Annotated in this window: 15 protein-coding genes; 3 read left to right on the top strand and 12 right to left on the bottom strand. The window is 59.4% G+C overall.

Annotated features, from left to right (window positions below):
* Nucleotides 1–14: 14 nt before the first annotated feature.
* The 5 genes from NTD84_RS14390 to NTD84_RS14370 all read right to left on the bottom strand — a co-directional run bounded on the left by NTD84_RS14390 (nucleotide 15) and on the right by NTD84_RS14370 (nucleotide 5,929).
* Nucleotides 15–1,226, bottom strand: coding sequence for an MFS transporter (locus NTD84_RS14390; RefSeq protein WP_262166604.1), 1,212 nt, complete (start codon nucleotides 1,224–1,226; stop codon nucleotides 15–17).
* 60 nt (nucleotides 1,227–1,286) lie between these two features.
* Nucleotides 1,287–2,261 carry a transporter gene (locus NTD84_RS14385; protein WP_262166602.1) on the bottom strand — a complete coding sequence of 325 codons (975 nt, stop codon included), beginning with the start codon at nucleotides 2,259–2,261 and terminating at the stop codon, nucleotides 1,287–1,289.
* Nucleotides 2,262–2,573: 312 nt separating this feature from the next.
* Nucleotides 2,574–3,440, bottom strand: coding sequence for an alpha/beta hydrolase (locus NTD84_RS14380; RefSeq protein ID WP_262166599.1), 867 nt, complete (start codon nucleotides 3,438–3,440; stop codon nucleotides 2,574–2,576).
* A gap of 43 nt (nucleotides 3,441–3,483) precedes the next feature.
* Complete coding sequence (locus NTD84_RS14375; protein ID WP_262166597.1) at nucleotides 3,484–4,938, bottom strand: aldehyde dehydrogenase family protein; 1,455 nt, start codon at nucleotides 4,936–4,938, stop codon at nucleotides 3,484–3,486.
* 64 nt (nucleotides 4,939–5,002) lie between these two features.
* Nucleotides 5,003–5,929 (bottom strand): VOC family protein, encoded by a 927-nt coding sequence (locus NTD84_RS14370; RefSeq protein ID WP_262166595.1) that lies wholly within the window; start codon nucleotides 5,927–5,929, stop codon nucleotides 5,003–5,005.
* A 221-nt stretch (nucleotides 5,930–6,150) separates the two neighbouring features.
* Here NTD84_RS14370 and NTD84_RS14365 point away from each other — a divergent pair, with 221 nt between their 5' ends.
* Entirely contained in the window at nucleotides 6,151–7,095 is a 945-nt protein-coding gene (locus NTD84_RS14365) for a LysR family transcriptional regulator (protein WP_262166592.1), read from the top strand.
* Between the two features lie 112 nt (nucleotides 7,096–7,207).
* On the opposite strand, the gene NTD84_RS30055 is transcribed toward NTD84_RS14365, so the two are convergent.
* From NTD84_RS30055 to NTD84_RS14350, 4 genes are all read right to left on the bottom strand, one after another.
* Nucleotides 7,208–7,324 (bottom strand): helix-turn-helix domain-containing protein, encoded by a 117-nt coding sequence (locus tag NTD84_RS30055; protein ID WP_410017351.1) that lies wholly within the window; start codon nucleotides 7,322–7,324, stop codon nucleotides 7,208–7,210.
* Between the two features lie 849 nt (nucleotides 7,325–8,173).
* Complete coding sequence (locus NTD84_RS14360) at nucleotides 8,174–11,023, bottom strand: FAD-binding and (Fe-S)-binding domain-containing protein (protein WP_262166591.1); 2,850 nt, start codon at nucleotides 11,021–11,023, stop codon at nucleotides 8,174–8,176.
* Between the two features lie 157 nt (nucleotides 11,024–11,180).
* Nucleotides 11,181–12,497 (bottom strand): MFS transporter, encoded by a 1,317-nt coding sequence (locus tag NTD84_RS14355; protein ID WP_262166588.1) that lies wholly within the window; start codon nucleotides 12,495–12,497, stop codon nucleotides 11,181–11,183.
* Between the two features lie 510 nt (nucleotides 12,498–13,007).
* Nucleotides 13,008–13,781, bottom strand: coding sequence for a GntR family transcriptional regulator (locus NTD84_RS14350; RefSeq protein ID WP_262166585.1), 774 nt, complete (start codon nucleotides 13,779–13,781; stop codon nucleotides 13,008–13,010).
* Between the two features lie 181 nt (nucleotides 13,782–13,962).
* Between NTD84_RS14350 and NTD84_RS14345 the strand changes: the two genes are divergently transcribed.
* Together NTD84_RS14345 and NTD84_RS14340 are read left to right on the top strand one after the other, a co-directional pair.
* Nucleotides 13,963–14,820, top strand: a complete 858-nt coding sequence (locus NTD84_RS14345; protein ID WP_262166583.1) for a TSUP family transporter — start codon at nucleotides 13,963–13,965, stop codon at nucleotides 14,818–14,820.
* Between the two features lie 32 nt (nucleotides 14,821–14,852).
* A complete protein-coding gene (locus tag NTD84_RS14340; protein ID WP_262166580.1) occupies nucleotides 14,853–16,097 on the top strand; it encodes an OprD family porin in 1,245 nt (414 codons plus the stop codon).
* A 97-nt stretch (nucleotides 16,098–16,194) separates the two neighbouring features.
* On the opposite strand, the gene NTD84_RS14335 is transcribed toward NTD84_RS14340, so the two are convergent.
* The 3 genes from NTD84_RS14335 to NTD84_RS14325 form a co-directional block, all read right to left on the bottom strand.
* Nucleotides 16,195–16,548, bottom strand: a complete 354-nt coding sequence (locus NTD84_RS14335; protein WP_262166577.1) for a DUF202 domain-containing protein — start codon at nucleotides 16,546–16,548, stop codon at nucleotides 16,195–16,197.
* Between the two features lie 3 nt (nucleotides 16,549–16,551).
* Nucleotides 16,552–16,965 carry a YidH family protein gene (locus NTD84_RS14330; protein WP_262166575.1) on the bottom strand — a complete coding sequence of 138 codons (414 nt, stop codon included), beginning with the start codon at nucleotides 16,963–16,965 and terminating at the stop codon, nucleotides 16,552–16,554.
* Between the two features lie 87 nt (nucleotides 16,966–17,052).
* Nucleotides 17,053–18,711, bottom strand: a complete 1,659-nt coding sequence (locus tag NTD84_RS14325) for a GMC family oxidoreductase (RefSeq protein WP_262166574.1) — start codon at nucleotides 18,709–18,711, stop codon at nucleotides 17,053–17,055.
* Nucleotides 18,712–18,810 lie beyond the last annotated feature (99 nt).

Below are 18,810 nucleotides of genomic sequence, written 5' to 3'. Positions count from 1 at the left end.
AACAATCAACGTCATTACGCTGAGGCATTCACCGCGGTCGTGCGCTGAGCCCAAAGTGGCACGGTGCCGCGCGCCAGAATGGGCAAACGCACCAGACAGGCAAGCAACCCGAGCACGATCACCGCGGCCATGGAAATCGGCGCTTCGTGGCTGATCACCGCGAAACAGATCGGCCCGCTGAGCAGCACGCCCAGTAAGGTCAGTTGGGTAACCAGACCGCTGGTGGCGCCGATACTGGACTCCGAAGGCGCAACGTTGGGCACGAAAGACCACATGCCCGTCAGCACACCGCTGAAGAACATAAGAAACCACGAGCAGGCAATCGAAGCTGCAACCCCAATGGGCAAGCTGTAAATGGCAATGGCGGGAATGCCCGTGGCGAGGATCGAAAATACACCGACTTTGACGGGCGACAATCGGGTCTGAAGTAACTTGCCGAAGGTCAGGCAGCCGATCATGTTCAACACCATGGCAACGATATTGCAGCCGTTGACGAACATCAGGTTCGCGCCGTATTCCTTTTGCAGGTACGGCCCAAGGGTCGAAATAATGCCGACATGCAGGAATGCGTCACCGCCGATGGAGAGGCCCAGCATGTAGGGCCAGGGCGAGCGTATGACTCGTCCCAGACCGCTGATCCTGGAGCGCTGCTCGGAAGGCTTCTCGCGAGAAGGTATCGATGCCATCAACATCAGAATGACCATGACGGCGATGACGCCGTGCGCGATGAATTCATAGCGCCAATTGCCTGCGACCCAGCTGGCCGTTAGAAACGGAACAATCATGCTCATGGGGACAAACGTCGCCCAGACTGCAATCGCCATGTGCCGCTGGACTGCCGGGGTCACGCGGATCAGCAACGTAATCGCAGACACCGACATCAGAACATAGCCGAGCCCATTGACGACGCGCCCCGCCAGGAGCATCGTCAGGTCGCCGGCGCTGACCACCAGTACATCACCTGCGACCAGGACAAAGGTGCCAATGATCAACACAAGCTTGTCGCCAAAACGGTCCACCAGATACCCCACCGCCAAGGCCCCGAGGACAACCATTAACGACGGCAGCGACACGATCAGGCCCACCATGGCCGGGCTGTCAGGATGAAACTCCGCTGCAATCGAGTCGAGAACAGGAATGGCACCGCCCACCGACATCGCAGCCAGCACTCCCAAACTGTAGATGACAAGTAACTTATAAAGCGCAGATTCAAATAATTTGTTCATGCTTACTCCAGCGCTTACTTGCGAAAAGTATTACACCCATCAACTCAAACAAACGAAGGCTTAAAACACATGAATCCAGCGCAGGCCCAGACTGAATCCGGAAATCGTGTTTTTCGCCGTCACCGGGTTATAAGCATTAACAAATAGAATGTTTTTCGAGTCTACTTGCCATGTCGCACCTGGCCCAATGGCAAAACTGGTCGTGCGACTATCGCTGACGCGATGCCCATTCTCCTCGTCGTCCGAAATCTGTTTGAAGTAGTAGCCGTTAACACCGACCCGCACATGCTCCCAGAACTCATACGACGTGGTGAAGTTCGCCCATACCGCTTCGCCGGCCTGGAAACTTTCAATGCCGGGTGCGGGTGCATTAGGCGAGTTATTGGTGCCGTTATAGAGATAATGAAGACGGGTCGACATTTCGACTTTGGGCGTCGGCATATAAGTCATCGCCCAATAAGGGTTGAACGACCAGAAACCCGAACCCACCGTAGCGGAACGCTTGTCGTTGTAGGCACCCGTTGGCGCAATGGCCGTGAGCGCGAAACGCTGTACGAATACTGGGCGCCCGTCACGTATCACGGGGTCCATCTGCAAGTAAGGGCCGAAAGTAACATCGCCGAACCGTGTTCCACTGTCCGAATCGAAAGGCACGATGCTGTCGTCTTTTTCCGTCGCCTTTACGTGGACTAGCGGCAACAAAGCTTCGAAGCCGAGATTACCGCCGAACAACCGGTACGGAGAGGTGTAGGACACAAGAGACGTCAGCGCATGACTTTCCACTTCAGGATCATTGAAAATGACCTTTTGATCGCCACCGTGATCGCTGATCTTGGTGATGTCTTTATATTGATAAAGTTCGATCAGTGTAAAACCCGGATCATTTCGCCCAAAACCATCCATGAAGCTGGTACCCCCCAGGTTTATCCCGGTGGGTTCATAAGTTGACGCGTAGACAGAACTGCAAAATGCAAACATTGAAGCCAGCATTACCCTGTTCGACTGGGCACGCATGCAATCGAGAAACTTATTCATCAAATACATCCTTCGCTATTAATTATTTTTGTTGGCAAAGCAGCAATCAAAAAAACTTGAAACGTCCAATCACTTTTCCTGGGCCGAGCGCAGGACATAGCCGCCACTTATCGACCAGGAATATTGAGTCGTTACACTGCGGATTTATTTCAAAGGCGGGCCAAGGCTCCCGTATTGGCCCGTTTTATCGCGCCGCAAGTTACGGTGGCGACGAGAGGCCCAAATATAAACCTCGACTACATCCGGCCGTTGAGCATTTCCACTAGCTGGAAATGAGTTGGTCGCAGCGCTTTTTTGATGCGCAACATGAAATTATTCGCTGAGTGGAAAGTACCGCGCCAACCATCCCTGCAAGATCGACGTCAGGCGCGTGCCACCATCGGCAAAAGGGAAATGGTCAACTTCGGTCAGCAAAATCAGCTCGGCGCCCTTTCCGGCGTGCTGAAAAACTTCGATGGCCTGTGAAGTCGGGGTCACACTGTCGTTCGCCGAATGCAACAGCAGCAGTGGGCGTGGCGCCAACTGGTCGATGACATCCTTGGGCCGGAAACTGCAAATGCTGGCCATGGTTTCCGCGGTGAAGTCCATTATCGAACCGGGCGGCAAATGACCACGCAGGTGTTCTGGCACCGGGACGATGTCCCAGCGCTTAACCATCAGGCTCTCACCGGTCTGCTCGCGATGGCGAAGGCCTTTTTCCATGGTTTGGGTAAATCGCTCCCAGGCTTCGGCCGAGGGATGCTGGTCTTGAGACTTGCGCAAACCGTCCCCCCAACCACCCAGCGCCACCACCCCGGCAACGCGAATGTCCACCGCGCCGGCAAAGATCCCCACGGCAGCGCCAAAGCTCTGGCCGCTCAGCAGGATGCGTCCGTTGGCCACCTCTGGGCGTGCGGTCAGCCAGGTCACCACATTGCGCGCATCGGCAACCTGGTCCTGGCAGATAATGCGCCCGGGCTGACCACCGCTTTCACCGCAGCCACGCATATCGAAGCGCAGCACCACATAGCCAAGCTTCTCGTACAGCAACGCCTCCACGACGTGGGTTTCGCCATCTTTGTTGCCACCAAAACCGTGCATCACGACCACCGCGGGCCGCGGCTCCTTGACGCCATCCGGCACGTGCAGCACGCCAGCAAGTTGTAAGCCATCGGACGGAATTGATACTGGGGTTTGCATTCACTTCTCCTGGTCAAAAATTTTTCGGTGCGTGCCTGTTGCTTCACAGCAGCGCGGCTACAACTTTTTCGTGGGTGACATCGTCCAGGCCATTGGTGCCGTTTTCCTGGCCGTAACCGCTGTGCTTGATGCCTCCCCATGGCATGGACGGATCGATCAAACCGAAGCCGTTGATCCACACGGCCCCCGTGCGCATTCGCCGGGCGAGGCGATGGCCTTCACTGAGTTCGCGGGTGAAAATCCCGGCACTCAGTCCGTAGGCGTTGTCGTTGGCGATTGCCACCGCTTCATCCACATCGTCGAACGGGATGATGCAGGCCACCGGCCCGAAGATTTCCTCGCGGGCAATGTTCATCGCATTAGTGCCGACATACAGGCTCGGCTCGACGAAATAGCCAGGTTGGTCGACGCGACGACCACCGCAGATTTTCTGCGCGCCCTGCTCTTCTGCGTGGAGACAGGCATCGATGATTCGGTTCAAGGCACGCTGGCTGATCACCGGGCCCAACGTCGTGTTCGGGTCAAGCGCATTGCCGATGACTTGCGTCGACAGGATCACCAACAAACGCTCGACCAATTCTTCGACCCGACTGCGATGAACCAGCAAGCGCGTACCGGCAGCGCAAATTTGTCCTTGGTTGGCCAGAAAGCCCATCGCCAGGATTGGGGCTGCAACGGCCAGGTCGGCGCTGTCGGTGATCAGTTGCGCGGCCTTGCCGCCCAGCTCCAGGGTCAACGGTTTGAGCGTCTGCGCGGCCTGCGTGGCGAGGATGCGCCCCACCGTGCCACTGCCCGTGAAACTCAACTTGGCCACCAGTGGATGATTGGCCAGGGCGCTGCCCGCGACCGAACCGACGCCGGGGACAATATTGAATGCCCCTGCTGGAAAGCCGGCCTCCTGCACCAGAGCGGCGATATGCAAGGTGGACAGGGGCGCCTCTTCCGCCGGCTTGAGCACGACCGAATTACCCGCTGCCAAGGCCGCCGCCGCTTTCCACCCGACATACATGGTAGGCGCGTTGTAAGCGGCAATGGCCCCGATGACGCCCAGGGGCTCACGCACCGTATAGGCGAATACCGGCTGACCAAACATGGGCGGAACACTGATACTGCGTCCGTCGAGTTTGTCCGCGTAGCCCGCGAAATAGCGCAAGGTGCGCACAAGGTTAGGGACATCGGCCTGTCGCGACAGGCCGATGACCTTCCCGTTATCGATACTTTCCAAAGAGGCAATGCGCTGTGCATCGCGCTCCACCAGTTCCGCGAGACGCAGCAACAATCGCCCTCGCGTGCAGCCATCAGTGGCTCCCCATTCACCCTCGAATGCCCGATGTGCCGAGCGCACTGCACGGTCGATATCGTCCTCCCCCCCGGACGCCACCTCAGTGATGACCTGCTCGGTGGACGGGTTGATCACCCGCAACGTGGTTCCCTTGGCGGCCTCAACAAATTGATTGTCGATGAAGAGGTTTTGCTGAAACTCAGACACCGCTGACATGTTCATTTCCTGTACAGAGAAAGCGGGGCCGCAGCCCCGGTCTCAAAAATGATCGGGGCATCGATCAGCGATCGAGTTCTGGTGTTTCGAAGTTTTTCGGGAAATCCAGCGGCTCGGATTCACCCCAAATGCTGCGCGTGCCGACTTCCAGCCAATCCTGCGGTTCCCAGTTCGCCTGCGGCCCGATGTAGTCCATGTCGGCGAAGTACTCGTGCATGCTGTTCCATGGATCGCGGATGTACGCAAAGGTATTGGAGCCGACGAAGTGACGCCCAGGGCCCCAGCCAGGGATATAACCCTTGTTGACCATCTGCCGCGCCCCCGCGCCGACTTCATCGGTGGTGCCGACATCGAAACCGACATGGTGCAAGCCGTAGGTATTGGATTTGCCAAAGGCGACGATGTGGTGATCGCTGCCGGTGGACGAGTGAAGAAAATTCAGGAAGGAAGCAACCCGATCCGAAAGGCGCATACCGAACATCTCGTTGTAAAACTCAACCTTGCGATTAGGGTCGGTGGAGAACAGCACCACGTGGCCCATTCGCCTCGGCTTGGTTGGTTTTTCGTCGAGCAACTCGCTGCGTCCGCTACGCGCTGTTCGATTGTCCAGGGTGTTGTAGGTCACGCGTGGGGCCGTGTCCCAAGGCGCTTCTTCGGCGCACTTGATGTTGGTCAGCATGCCGTCGAAATCCCGGAGCCAGATGCCTTGGGGTGGGACGTTGGCCGGTGGTTCGAGCAGCTCGATCCCGGCCTGTTCCAGACGCTGGGTGATGCCCGCCAGCGACTCGCTATCGGTACCAAAGCTTACATAGGTCAGCCGCTTGCGCGGGCCCTGGGTCAGGATGATCTGATCCTGGTCGCGACCGAAACAGCGGCACACCAGGGTGCCATCCCGATAGAACGTGTCGAGGCCAAAGTCTTCATAGAAAACCCGGGCAATTTCCAGGTCCGGAACACTCATGGAGAAATGCTGAATATTACGAATCGTCATGGCGACCCTGTCCTTTTTCTTGTGGTGATTGATCGTCGGGAAACGATGTCGCATCACGGTAAGGGCGCCGATAAACAGGGTCTAATCAAAAGAATGCACGCGCACGTCACATCGATAACTTTTGGCATCGAACCAGAGGCGACGACTGCACGGCGCAGATCGTTCCTTCACGGGCGCTGAGCGGATTGCTAGTATCCGGCCAAACCTTCAGGGCAAGCGCTGTGATCATCGACCCCCGTCACCTTATCCAGCTTCATGTCATCGTCGAGCTGGGTTCCTTTCATTCCGCTGCCGGGCGGCTGGGCCTGACCCAGCCCGGACTGAGTCGCAACATCCGCTTACTCGAATCACGACTGGGCGTGCAGTTGCTGGTGCGCGGCAAGCACGGCGCCCACCCCACGGACGAGGGCAAGGCACTGGCCTCCTACGGGCGCAAGCTGTATGAACTGAGCCAACAGGCTTCCACGGCCGGCACGTCTCTACGCCAGGGGGATGTCGGTGAACTGCGTCTGGGGGCGTCGTTCTCGATGGCCAACAGTCTGATTGCCGAGCCGGTCAGCCGCTTTCTCATAAACCGGCCAAAAGCCTCGATCCGCGTAACACCGGGCTCGACCTTGCAACTGCTGGAGAAACTCGACAGCGGTCAGCTCGATCTGGTGATTGGCGGTACCCAGATGCTGCCGCCCGAGCACGGGCTGCGTTTTGAGCCTCTTTTGGAGAACAATCTGGAGGTGATCGCTCGCATCGATCATCCGCTGGCACACGCCGACGCTGTGACACCTGCCGAGTTGCGTCACTATCGATGGGTCGCGTGCCTGGAACCCGACCCTCTTCGCTGTGATGTCGATGCGGCAATGGTCTCGCTGGGTGTGATGCGCGGCGCCATTGCCATGGAAACAGCCTCCCTGAGTTTGCTCAGCGAGGTGCTTGAGCGGACCGATTTTCTGAGCCTGATCCCAAGTCCGGTCGCGCTCTCACTGGTTCGGTCCGGGCGCTTCAGTCGCCTTGCAGTGCACAATCGATATCCCTTGCGCCCATTGGGCATCGCTTCCCGTGCCGACAGCCAGACTTCCCCTTTGAGTAATGCGTTTATTCAAGCCCTGCGCGAATGGGCACGCGATCACCAGCACGACTTGGAAATACGGCACGCATTGGCCTTGCCTTAAGGATCGGGAGGTCAGTTCGACGGGCAGTCGAAGCGTCTGATTCTTGCCGTCCTCCAGCACACCCGGTCAGGCCCCCCACTCAAACCGCGAAGTGCATCGCGGTCGAGGAACTTCACTGCCCGCGCTGGCCAGCAATGACCCCTTGGCGATGCCAGTCGGCCAGCGGACGGCTGATGTTTTCTGCGCGTACGCCAAGTTTGATCGCCAATTGGCTATGGCTCAGCGGCAATTGAAATGCCTTCCACCCAGAGCCGGTGATTTTGTAGGGGTAAGAACGATCGAAAATAAAAAAGGGTCGCGAGATAAAATCTCGCAACCCTTTCAATTATATGGTCGGGACGGAGTGACTCGAACACTCGATCCCTAGCACCCCATCTTCTTTTTCATATTTCTTGAAAGCTTGCAAAATTTTGCTCTGGATTTTTCCAAGCCAGTATTTACTTGAGATCCCATCAAAGAACTCGAGTCGCTGACCGCCAATGATGCCGGCCGGATCGGCGATGTCTTTTCCCGCCTATACCGCGAATACTTCTTCATCGCCCTCTTAAGTCGGTGTCTTTTGTGAGCGCTCATCGCCGAGCACGTTCTTCAGCTTGATTTCGGCTTCATGACCGGCAGAAATCGGCCGATTGTGTTGAAAAAGTCGGTTTGCCGAACCATCCGCGTGTTGACTCGTGAAAACGCCTTGTATGCGCGCTGCTACGTGAAATCTGAGCTAGGAGGCCTCTGCCGAAAGTAAGGTTTTCAATCTACGACGCGTACTTTTCTGCCCTGGAAACCGAAGCCGACTTTTTCAATAGAATCGGCCAATTCCAGTCGTTGGCCATGCCAAACTCGTTGCCCGAAAGCGGCCCTTCGAAGCGCTGCAGATCAGCAGATCTCTCACTTGGTTCAATGACCCCATGCAACAAACGTAGTGGTCTCCCAAACGCCGCATAGCAGAGGATAACGCGAGAAAATAGCACCTGCTGAGCGAAATTCGTTTATCTAAGGAGGAACGATCAGGGGGAACCACCGTCGGCATCGACATATGAGGATATTACTTCGAGTTTCTCCTATGAGACTCGCGTCGGCCCCCTCAAGAATGCTGCACTGCAAGCAGTGATGACGCCGGTTGAAAGGTAGGCTTGCGGCGGGTGACTCTGTCCACCAGGTAAACCAGCCCGTGGTAGTCGATCCCACTATGTTGGGACAAGCCGATTTCACACGTACGACTGGTGGAGATGCCTTCTTCACAGAACCGCACGGCATCCTTTAGGCTGCGCAACGCGTGACTGTTCAGTTCGGGGGTGGTGAAGCCCTTGTCGCCGGCGAAGCCGCAGCAATGGATGCCCTCGGGTATGACTACCTGCTTGGCACAACGCCGGACGATGTCGATCAGCGCTTGCGCCTCGCCGAGGTGCTGGGTGCTGCAGGTGACATGCACGGCGATCGGTGCGTCCTGGGGCTCGAACTCCAGACGGTCGAGCAGATAGGTGCGAATGAAGCGCACCGGGTCATGGATCTCTAGGCGTTGATCCGCCAGATCCTGCATCAGCCGCAAGGTGCAGGGGCTAGTGTCGCAGTAGATCGGGTCGAGCCCGCCGCGGCTGGCCTTGAGCAAGGCGTCGAGAGCTTCCTGGCGTTTGTGCTCGGCCTGTTCGGCGTAGCCCTTGGAGGCAAAAGGCTGACCGCAGCAGAGCGCGTCCAGGTTGCCCGGAAAAACCACCTGGTAGCCGGCTTTTTCCAGCAGCGCACAGGTCTTGTCGAACAGCGGTTGCTGCTCCTGATCGCTGGCTGCCGGGCCCATGACGCGAGACACACAGGCCGCCAGATACACCACCCGTGGGCGTTCATCCGCAGTGGCAGGTTTGGGGAGTTGCAGACGCTGCACAGGCTGCGGCATCGCCGGCGTCCACTGGGGCAATTTGCCCTGGCTGACCCTGGTCAGGGTCGCGGTGGTCCTGGCGAACAATGGAGTGCCCAGCATCCGGTGCGCCGTGCTGGCCACGTACAAGGTGAAACGGGCGCCCTGCACCGCCGCGGCGAAATGCCCGGCCAGCCAGTTGGCCGCACGGGGGCTGTGGGCCTGGGTGCCACGCAGTTTTCGCACCAGGTCACCGGTGTTGATGCCCACCGGGCAGCGCTGGGCGCACAGCCCGGTGGCCGCGCAGGTATCCAGGCCGTGGCGCTGGTAGGCGCGCTCCAATTCAGCAGTATCGATGCCGGCACGCTTGCGCGCCTGGATGTCGCGCCAGATGACGATGCGCTGACGCGGGGTCAGCGTCAGGCCGTTGGAGGGGCACACCGGCTCGCAGAATCCACACTCGATGCACGTGTCCACGATGTCATCGGCAGCCGGCATCGGCTTGAAATTTTTCAGATGAATGCGCAGGTCTTCGGACAACACCACGTCGGGGTTGAGGATGCCGCGAGGGTCGAGCAGGCGCTTGATTTGCCACATCAGCTGGTAGGCTTCAGTACCCCACTCCAGCTCGACGAAAGGCGCCATGTTGCGCCCAGTGCCGTGCTCGGCCTTGAGCGCACCGCCGTATTCCACCGCCACCAGTTGGGTCACGTCGCCCATGAAGGCCTCGTAACGGGCCACCTGGAGCGGGTCATCGAAGCCCTGGGTGAAGACGAAATGCAGATTCCCTTCAAGGGCATGGCCGAAAATGATCGCTTCGTCGTAACCATGTTTGTCGAATAGCTGGATCAGTCGATTGACACCCTCGGCAAGCTGTTCGACGGGAAAGGTCACGTCCTCGATGATCACCGTGGTTCCCGTCTGGCGTACCGCGCCGACTGCCGGGAAGGTGTCCTTGCGGATCCGCCACAGCTGGTTGTAGACCACCGGATCGTCACTGAAGTCGACTTGTTTCTCCACCGGAAAATGCGCGATGGCGGCCATGACTTGCGCCAGTTGCTCATGCAGCAGCGCACCGGTGGCGGCACGCGACTCGATCAACAGGGCACAGGCGCCGACAGACAGTTCACGCACCCATTCGGGCATACCCGCCATGTTCTCCACCGAGCGCAGGCTGCGCCGATCAAGCAGCTCCACCGCCGCGACAGGCTGTTGTTTGAGCACCGGTACGGCCTTGCAGCAGGTGCCGACGTCGGGAAAGACGATCAACGCGCTGGCTTTGTGCGGGTGGTCGGGCACGGTGTCATAAGTCACCGCACTGATGAACCCCAGTGTCCCTTCGGAACCCACCATCAGGTGATTGAGAATATCCAGCGGGTCCTCGAAATCGATCAGGGCATTGATCGAGAAGCCCGTGGTGTTTTTCAGTCGATACTTGTGGCGAATCTTGCCGGCCAAGGGCAAATTCGCCCGGGTCTGCCGACCCAGTTCGGCGAGCTGCTCCAACAGCTCGCCATGGCTGGCGCGGAAGGCAGCGATGCTGGATGGGCTTTCGCTGTCCAGCACGGTGCCGTCGGCCAATACCAGTCGCAGGCCAGCGAGGGTGTGATAGGTGTTCTGGGCAGTGCCGCAGCACATACCACTGGAGTTATTGGCAACGATACCTCCGATCTTGGCGGCGTTGATCGACGCAGGATCAGGACCGATCTTGCGTTTAAAGGGGGCCAGTGCAGCATTGGCCTGGGCGCCGATGACGCCGGGTTGCACACGGATCTGCTGGCCGTTGTCACGGATATCGCGGCGGTTCCAATGGTCGCCCAGCACGATCAGTACCGAGTCGGAAATCGCCTGGCCGGAGAGGCTGGTGCCGGCGGCGCGGAAGGTCACCGGTACGCGCTCGGCATTGGCCAGCTTGAGCAGCGCTATCACTTCCTGCTCGGATTCGACCCGCAGCACCAACTGGGGAATAAGCCGGTAAAAGCTGGCATCGGTGCCGAACGCTAGCGTCGAAAGCGGGTCATCAAAACGCCGATCACGGGGGATCAGCCGCTCGACAGCGGTGGTAAAAGTCGCCGGTAACATTGCTTGTCTCCATCAATCACCCCGGCGGCCAGTTGGGTGCGCGAGGCCGCGGGGGCTAGTCAAAACGGCTGAAGCCAGAAAGAACAGCCAGACTGTGCTTTGGGTTGCAGACGCGGGATGAGTCAGCGGGCGCCATGCACGACCGCTGACAGTCCGATCACTTGGCCAGAATGCTCCGGGAACGGGTCTCTGAACGGGCCCGGCGGGTTTCGATAAGCCGGGCGAACCGGCGCTTGCTCGCTTCGGGATTGATGAGCAACAAGCCGATGACGCTGGTGACAATGCACAGCGCGCCTGCGACCACGAAGCCCTTGTCATAGCCCAGCGCAGGTGTGGTGGCGCCCTGGATAAAAGCCCCCATCAGTGCGGGCGCGACCAGGCCGCCGGTGGTGGCCAAGGCGCTGTTGATGGACATCATCGAGGAGCGCTGCCCGGCCGGCATGATCTCGGCAACGATCGCCGAACTCAGCACGAAGGTGATCTGCGGCAAGTTGCAACCAATCGCCAACAGGATGACCTTGAGCAGTGGATTGTGCACAGCAAAGACCGCGAGCAGGATCAGCGCACCGCCAGTCAGCACCAGCAAGGAGGTCAACCAACCCCGGGCATACTTCGAGGCGAGCCCTGATTTCAGCAAGCGCTGGGATACCCAGGAGCCGCCAAGGACGATCGGGATGTTGAACGCGGTGAACACCATGAACATCCAGCCGGCGTCAGTCGGGTCGTAGTGCATCACCTTGCCCATATAGGACGGTACCCACGTGAACATCACCGAGAAGATCCAATAGCTGGTCCAGTACATCAGCATGTTGGCCAGGAAGGTTCTGTCGGTCATCAGCTCCCAATAAGGCAGGCGGGGAGCGTCGGCATCGGCCTGCACCGAACCTTGCTCAGTGACCTTGCCTTCGGCCCCGAAGTAAGCCCACAGCGCCATCCACACGAGGCTGGCCACACCGAGCACCATGAACGCCGCATGCCAGCTCCACTTCACCACGACAAACGTCAGGAGCGGGCCGGAGATCAGCAGTCCGGCCGTGACTCCCTGAAAGATCACCGCGGACGGCAAGTTGCGCTTGTCGTTGGGGAACCACTTGTAGCAACTGTGCAGCGCCAACGGATAAGCCGGCCCCTCCCCCATGCCGAGCAGGATGCGCGAGAAGTACAGCAGCGGGACCGAGGCCACGAACGCCAGCGGGAACTGCGCCACGCCCCAGATGCCGGCACATACCAGCAATAATTTCTTCGACGACACCCGCTCGGCGACGAAGCCGAAACCGATGGCCGACAACGAGAATAGAAGGAAGAAGCTACTGGCGATCATGCCGAACTCAGCGGGAGAAAGTCCCAAGTCGGCCATCAGGGGACCTGCGACGATGCCGAGAATCGCCTTGTCCATGAAGTTGATCACCATGAACACCGCGAGCAGGATCGTGATGACCCAGGCATGCGTTTTGGTACTTTTAATGCGAGCCATATCCCACCTCAGAATTGATGTTGAAACCACCGGGTCGTCGTGATGCGAGCCGAAGTGGGATTAACTGGAACAATCTGAAACGTAGCGATCGGATGAGGTCCGGTCTTGCGGGCGGGGACATCCAGACATGGAAAGGATATTACTCAAGGTAGCAGCAAACGTTGAGTTCACAGACATGACGTTCTCCAGACTGACTGAAGTTACTTTGGCCCCAGTCGAATTTGTTGTTGTTGTTTTTTACCACAGAATAACTATATAGCACTATAGCTAAGCAGGTATAGCGATTTTATCGCCGTCCATCAGGAGACGCCCAGCGCTATTCGCCCGCCCGGGGTGCCGATCAAGTGTGTTTATTGGTGCAGAATCGGCAGCATTACCGCAGGTTGTGGTGAACCTGCAGCAGACCGACTCGTGTCCTGGTCGCGTCGCACGGCTACGCGCATCAGCAACAGGCAAGCGTGCGTTCAACCGGGACCAGGGGATGGCCCCGCTATGAAGAACCCGACGGGGTCAAGGCTCCAGATTGGCGTCCAGCCGCAACCGGTAGCCATTGGGCGGAATGAACGCTTCCTGGTAATACAGCGGCCGGCCATTGTTGCCCATGGCGAGAAATTCGAGCACCGCGCCGATCGTGCCCTCTTCAAGCGCCAACTGCTGGCAGACCTCGTCCGGGAAACGTTCGCAACGCAGCTTCTGGTCGAGGCTGGCGATGCTGACGTGGTACCGGTTGAACAGCAGCGCCTTGAAGTTCGCCCCGGCAAAATCGAGCAACTCCGCCTCGGCAAATGCCGGGAAACGATCGCTGTCGATATAAAAGTGGGTGAAGCAGTGGAACAGCTCCTCCACGGCGAACACCCGGTCGACCTTGACCACGTTACGCACGTTTGAGCCCAGCTTGTCGGCCCAATCCTTGCCGTCCAGCCCGGTTTCCTGACCGACCACTTCGGCATAAATCGGCAGGACTTGTCCGTCGCTGTCCTCGAAACGCAAGTGCATCGGCGACATCATCGGCATCGCCCGCTCGGCCACGAAAGTGCCATGCCCGTGGCGGCGCACGATCACTTTGGCCTGGACCAGCTCACGCAGCGCCTTCTGCACTGTGCCCAGGCTGAACGGGGTAATGGCCGCCAGCGTGGATTCATTGGGCAACTGCGAACCCGGCCCCCAGTACCCATCATTGATCGCCGCCAGCAGGGTTTCCCGCAGCTGCGCGTACTTGGGCAAGCCGAGCACTTCCTGTGACTGGTAACGATCGTAAAAATCGACCGTCTCTACTTCCGACATTTTTTGTGCTCCTTCAAACCCTCCGACGCTGTTGCCAGAGAGACGTTGACTAAAGCTATATAGCTTCATATTATAGCTCATGACATCCACAAACGCTCCGCCGTGTCTGCCTGATCCGACACAGGTGCCGATCGCCCCAATCATGCGGCTAGAACAGCCGCCGGTCACGGCAGGTTAATCCATGGAACTACACCCGGAACTGCACCCGCTCCTCATCATTCTTGTTGCGGTGGCCATTGGCAGCTACCTGCAAGCGTTCACCGGGTTCGCGCTGGGCATTGTGGTACTGGCGATTGCCGTACTCACCCACGCCGCCCCCATCGCCATCGTCGCCACCACCATCACCATCGTCGCCCTACCCGGCATCGCCATTGCCCTTGCTCGCCACTGGCGGCACATTGACCGGGCATCGTTCTGCCAGACCCTCATCGGCCTGGTACCCGGCACGCTGCTGGGCCTGTGGTTGCTGGGCAAAATGGGCGAAGAGCATACCGCGCTGCTGCAACTGCTGCTGGGCGGGCTGATCGTGGCCGGCGGTATTGCCCTGTTCATCAAACCACGGCCTCATCCCTCCCGTTCCAGCCCCCTGAGCTTCGTCCTGATGGGCCTGCTCGGCGGCCTGATGGGCGGCCTGTTCAGCATACCGGGGCCACCGTTGATCTATCACTATTATCGTCAACCGGTGTCCATTCAGGCCATCCGTAATAGCTTGTTGGCGCTGTCCGGCGTCATGTCCTTGATCCGCTTGATCATGCAGGGCCTGCAAGGTGAGTTGAACGCCGAGGTCATGTCCCCAGGCATGCTGTCGATCCCGGTCGCCATGCTGGCCAGCTGGTTGTATGTGCGTTTTCCACCTCAACTGTCCGACCTGAGCATGCGCCGCGGCGCCTTCGCCCTGTTTGTCGCGATGGGTGGTTTCATCCTGCTTACCGCGGTGCTGCCGAGCACCCTGGCCGCCCCTGTGAAGCCGGCCATGACCGCGCGCCCGGGCAAAACCTTTTCCGTTGTGTCACCGCAGTTCTCAAAGCCTATGCCTTGAGCTTGTAGCTCCCTGCCCTAGAGATAAAAACAATGAAACATCTACGGTTAAGCGCACTACCTACCCCCTTGCTCGGCCTGTCCAGTCTCGCCTTGTGCTGCAATGCCTCGGCGGCCTTCATAGCCGACAGCACGGCCAACCTGGACATTCGCAGCTTCTACATGAACCGCGATTACCGGCAACCAGGTAGCCCAGAGACACAGGATGAATGGACGCAGGGATTCGTCATGCATGCTGAATCCGGCTTCACCGACACGACCGTTGGCGTGGGGCTGGATGCCCATGCCGCGCTCGGCCTCAAGCTGGATTCGGCCCGCGGTCGCAGCGGCGACAACGGCATCCTCCCGCAGAGCGCCGACGGTACGCCCGCGAATGAATTCAGCGAACTGGGCTTCACTGGAAAACTCAAGGTATCCAAGAGTGTCCTGCGCCTGGGTACGCTTTACCCGACCCTGCCGGTGCTGAATTATAACTTCGGCCGCCTGCTGCCTTCGAGCTACAGCGGCGGCATGTTGACCTCGAACGAAATCGACGGCCTGACCGTCAATGCCGGTCGCATCACCCAGGCCAACCTGCGCAACTCCAGCAGCAATGACCGCATCACTTATTACCGCGGCGGCGTGGAAAGCGATCATTTCGACTTTGCCGGCGGCAGCTACAAGCTCACCCCGCAGCTGACCACCAGCTATTACTACGGCGAACTCAAAGACATCTATCGCCAGCATTTCGTCGGCCTCGTCCACACCTTGCCCCTGAGCAAAAGCGCGAGCCTGCGCACCGACCTTCGGTACTTTCGCAGCAACGACGACGGCATCGCCAAAATGGGCCGCTTCGCCAATAACAACCTCAACGGCATGGTCAGCCTGACGCTGGGGGGCCACAAGTTCAGTGGCGCCTACCAGCGCATCTCCGGTGCCGGCGAATTTCCGTTCATTGGCAACGATCCCTATGTCGTCAACTTGTCCTTCTACAACACCTTCGCCCGAGAAGAAGAGGATTCCTGGCAAGCACGCTACGACTATGATTTCGCTGCGCTGGGGATACCCGGCCTGACCTTCATGACCCGTTACGTCAGCGGCGACCACGCGCTGGTCCAAGGCCGCGAGCAGGGTACCGAGCGCGAGCGCAACATTGATCTGACCTACACGGTGCAGACCGGCCCGCTGAAGAACGTCTACGTGCAGATGCGTAATATCAGTTTCCGCTCCGGCAGCGGGTTGACCCGCGATGTCGACGAGAACCGCGTGCTGGTCGGCTATAAACTGGTGGTCTGGTAGGTACAACCTCTGTGGCGAGGGGGATTGCCCCCTCGCCACAGAAAAGGTGTTTTCTGCGTAACGGCGGAGTGTAAGACGCCGCGGGAATCCCACAGAATCAGGCTGTATCGAGTACGGCCCAAAGAGACACTGCGGCCAGGCAGGCCACCACCACGCCCGTAAACAACACCGACGCGACATCGGCCCGCAAGCGGCCGGTATGGATGGCGAGAGCACTGCGCCGGTAGCGACGCCGCTGCGTCATCCAGATGTACAGCGCGGCGACCACGCTGAGCACCGCCAGCAGTGCGCCCAGCCACCCCCGGGTTTGCATCCAGCGCAGGAAAATACAGGCCACGACCCATAACACCAGCAAGGTCCGCCCCCAGGCCAGGGAGGTGCGCTCCGGCTGCAGCCCGGCGTCATTGTGCGATGCCTGAAGCGGGAGCCCATCAGTGCGACGGCCGATCATGGCTCAATGCACCTGGCGTAACAGGAAGACGCCGATCAACGTCAGCGTCACCAGTGCACCACCGATCGACAGCAGCGGCACCAGCAACGGCAGTGGCAACGGCGCTTTGTTGCGCAGTGCCCGTTCAACGCTCAGCCAGCGCAGGCAGGCCGAGCCGCTGATGAGCAGCGCCATCAGCAGCAGAGCCACCGAGAGTGTCGTGCGCACCCCAGGGCTAAACACTTCCAGGGTAAAGGCTTCCACGGCGATGCCGCCGGCCAGCAGTGCCAGTGCGGTGCGGATCCAGGCCAGGAAGGTTCGTTCGTTGGCCAGGGTGAAGCGTGGATCGGGCTCACTGCCGCCCGCCAGCAGCCGTGAGGACAGCGGGCCGCGATCGACGCGCTGAATTTTGCTCAAGTCTTCCTGTTGTGCCGTCATGATCCTGTTTGCCTGTTGAATGCCAAAACCAAAAATGCCCTCGACGGCAGTCTGCCGTGAGGGCCTTTTACTGCCGCCATGGATAGGCTATGCCGTCATCGTGGGGTTACCGACCGGCGCAGCGGATGAAGCGCGGGCCGTGGGATAACGCTCATCTTCCTTGATCATGTCCGCGGCTTTTTCAGCGATCATCATCGCCGGGGCGTTGGTGTTGCCCGAAATCAGCGTCGGCATGATCGACGCATCGACCACCCGCAGCCCTTCAATGCCGTGAACCCGCAGCCGCTCGTCAACCACCGCTTCCGGACCGCTGCCCATCTTGCAGGTGCCTACCGGGTGGAAAATCGAGGAACCGTTGCGACGCACAAAATTGAGCATGTCCTCCTCTGTCTGCACCGACACGCCAGGGTTGTACTCTTCGGCGATATAACCGGCCATGGCCTGGCTCGCCGCAAGCTTGCGGGCCATTTTGAAACCGCGAACCATGGTCTGCCGATCTTCTTCGGTGGCCAGGTAATTGGGCTCGATCCAGGGGGCGTCCTTCGGGTTCTTCGAACGAATCCGCAATTCACCGCGACTGCTCGGGCGCAACTGGCAGACCGACATGGTGAAGCCGGGCCACTTGTGTGGCTTGCCGGCCGTCATGTCCGCACTCAGGGTGCCGAAGTGGAACTGGATATCAGGCGTCTTTTCCTGCTCTCGGCTCCTGGCGAACATGCAGCCCTGCTGGATGCCCACCGACAGCGGCCCCTTGCGCAAGAAGGCCCACTTCATGCCGATCAGTGCCTGACCCCACAGGGTGCGCAATTGATCGTTGGTGGTGATCGGCTTGGTGCATTTGAACATGATGCGGATTTGCAGGTGATCCTGCAGGTTCCGGCCAACGCCAGGCAGCTCGTGGACGACGTCGATGCCATATTGCTCCAGCACTTCACGTGGGCCGATTCCGGACAGCTGCAGCAATTGCGGCGATTGCAGTGCACCCGCGCACAGCAGGACTTCCTTGCGTGCCCTGGCCGTTACCGGTTGCCCTGCCTGCTCGTAGGCAACGCCGATCGCGCGTTTGCCACTCATCAACACCTTGCTGGCCTGGGCGTCGGTTTCGACGGTCAGATTCTTGCGGTCGCGGATCGGCTTCAGGTAAGCCTTGGCCGCCGAACAACGCCAACCGTTGCGCGTGGTGAGCTGGAAATAACCCACCCCTTCCTGCTGCGCGCCATTGAAGTCATCGTTGCGCGGCACCCCGATCTGGTTGGCGCCGCGGATGAAGGCTTCGACCAATTCGTTGGGCTCGCGCAGATCCGATACATGCAACGGACCGCTGCCGCCGTGATAGGCGCTTTCGCCGCGCTCGTTGCATTCCATTTTCTTGAAGTACGGCAACACGTCGCTCCAGCCCCAACCCTGGTTGCCCTGCGCTTGCCAGTGGTCATAGTCCTGGGATTGCCCACGGATGTAGACCAGCCCATTGATCGAGCTGCAGCCGCCCAGGGTCTTGCCCCGCGGCCAGTAGATCGGACGGTTGTCCAGCGCGGGCACCGGCTCGGTATGGAAGGACCAGTTGTAGGTCGGGTTGAACATGGTCTTGCCATAGCCGATTGGCAGGTGAATCCAGAAGTGCCGGTCGTTCGGGCCCGCTTCGAGCAGCAGGACAGTGTGTTTTGCGCCTTCGCTGAGACGGTTGGCCAGGGCGCATCCGGCTGAGCCTGCGCCCACCACGATGTAATCGTATTCAGGTCCGTTCACGGGTGTTCTCCTCGTTTGGTGGCCGGCAGCGCCCTGCACCACCCGCCTTCGTTTGGCGAAAGCGGGCGACTGCAGGCACCTCCTTGTTCCAGCCTTATT

It is taken from the genome of Pseudomonas sp. 14P_8.1_Bac3, from assembly GCF_025466085.1.
In the GTDB taxonomy this organism is placed as follows: domain Bacteria; phylum Pseudomonadota; class Gammaproteobacteria; order Pseudomonadales; family Pseudomonadaceae; genus Aquipseudomonas.
Note: the sequence above shows the minus strand (reverse complement) of the source record. Positions and strands in the feature narration are given on the sequence as shown.

Coding starts and splice junctions, on each gene's coding strand:
- NTD84_RS14360 (WP_262166591.1), bottom strand. CDS start 11,023: ATGTTACCGGCGACTTTTACCACCGCTGTCGAGCGGCTGATCCCCCGT.
- NTD84_RS14390 (WP_262166604.1), bottom strand. CDS start 1,226: ATGAACAAATTATTTGAATCTGCGCTTTATAAGTTACTTGTCATCTAC.
- NTD84_RS14340 (WP_262166580.1), top strand. CDS start 14,853: ATGAAACATCTACGGTTAAGCGCACTACCTACCCCCTTGCTCGGCCTG.
- NTD84_RS14385 (WP_262166602.1), bottom strand. CDS start 2,261: ATGAATAAGTTTCTCGATTGCATGCGTGCCCAGTCGAACAGGGTAATG.
- NTD84_RS14380 (WP_262166599.1), bottom strand. CDS start 3,440: ATGCAAACCCCAGTATCAATTCCGTCCGATGGCTTACAACTTGCTGGC.
- NTD84_RS14350 (WP_262166585.1), bottom strand. CDS start 13,781: ATGTCGGAAGTAGAGACGGTCGATTTTTACGATCGTTACCAGTCACAG.
- NTD84_RS14335 (WP_262166577.1), bottom strand. CDS start 16,548: ATGATCGGCCGTCGCACTGATGGGCTCCCGCTTCAGGCATCGCACAAT.
- NTD84_RS14375 (WP_262166597.1), bottom strand. CDS start 4,938: ATGTCAGCGGTGTCTGAGTTTCAGCAAAACCTCTTCATCGACAATCAA.
- NTD84_RS14345 (WP_262166583.1), top strand. CDS start 13,963: ATGGAACTACACCCGGAACTGCACCCGCTCCTCATCATTCTTGTTGCG.
- NTD84_RS14370 (WP_262166595.1), bottom strand. CDS start 5,929: ATGACGATTCGTAATATTCAGCATTTCTCCATGAGTGTTCCGGACCTG.
- NTD84_RS14330 (WP_262166575.1), bottom strand. CDS start 16,965: ATGACGGCACAACAGGAAGACTTGAGCAAAATTCAGCGCGTCGATCGC.
- NTD84_RS14355 (WP_262166588.1), bottom strand. CDS start 12,497: ATGGCTCGCATTAAAAGTACCAAAACGCATGCCTGGGTCATCACGATC.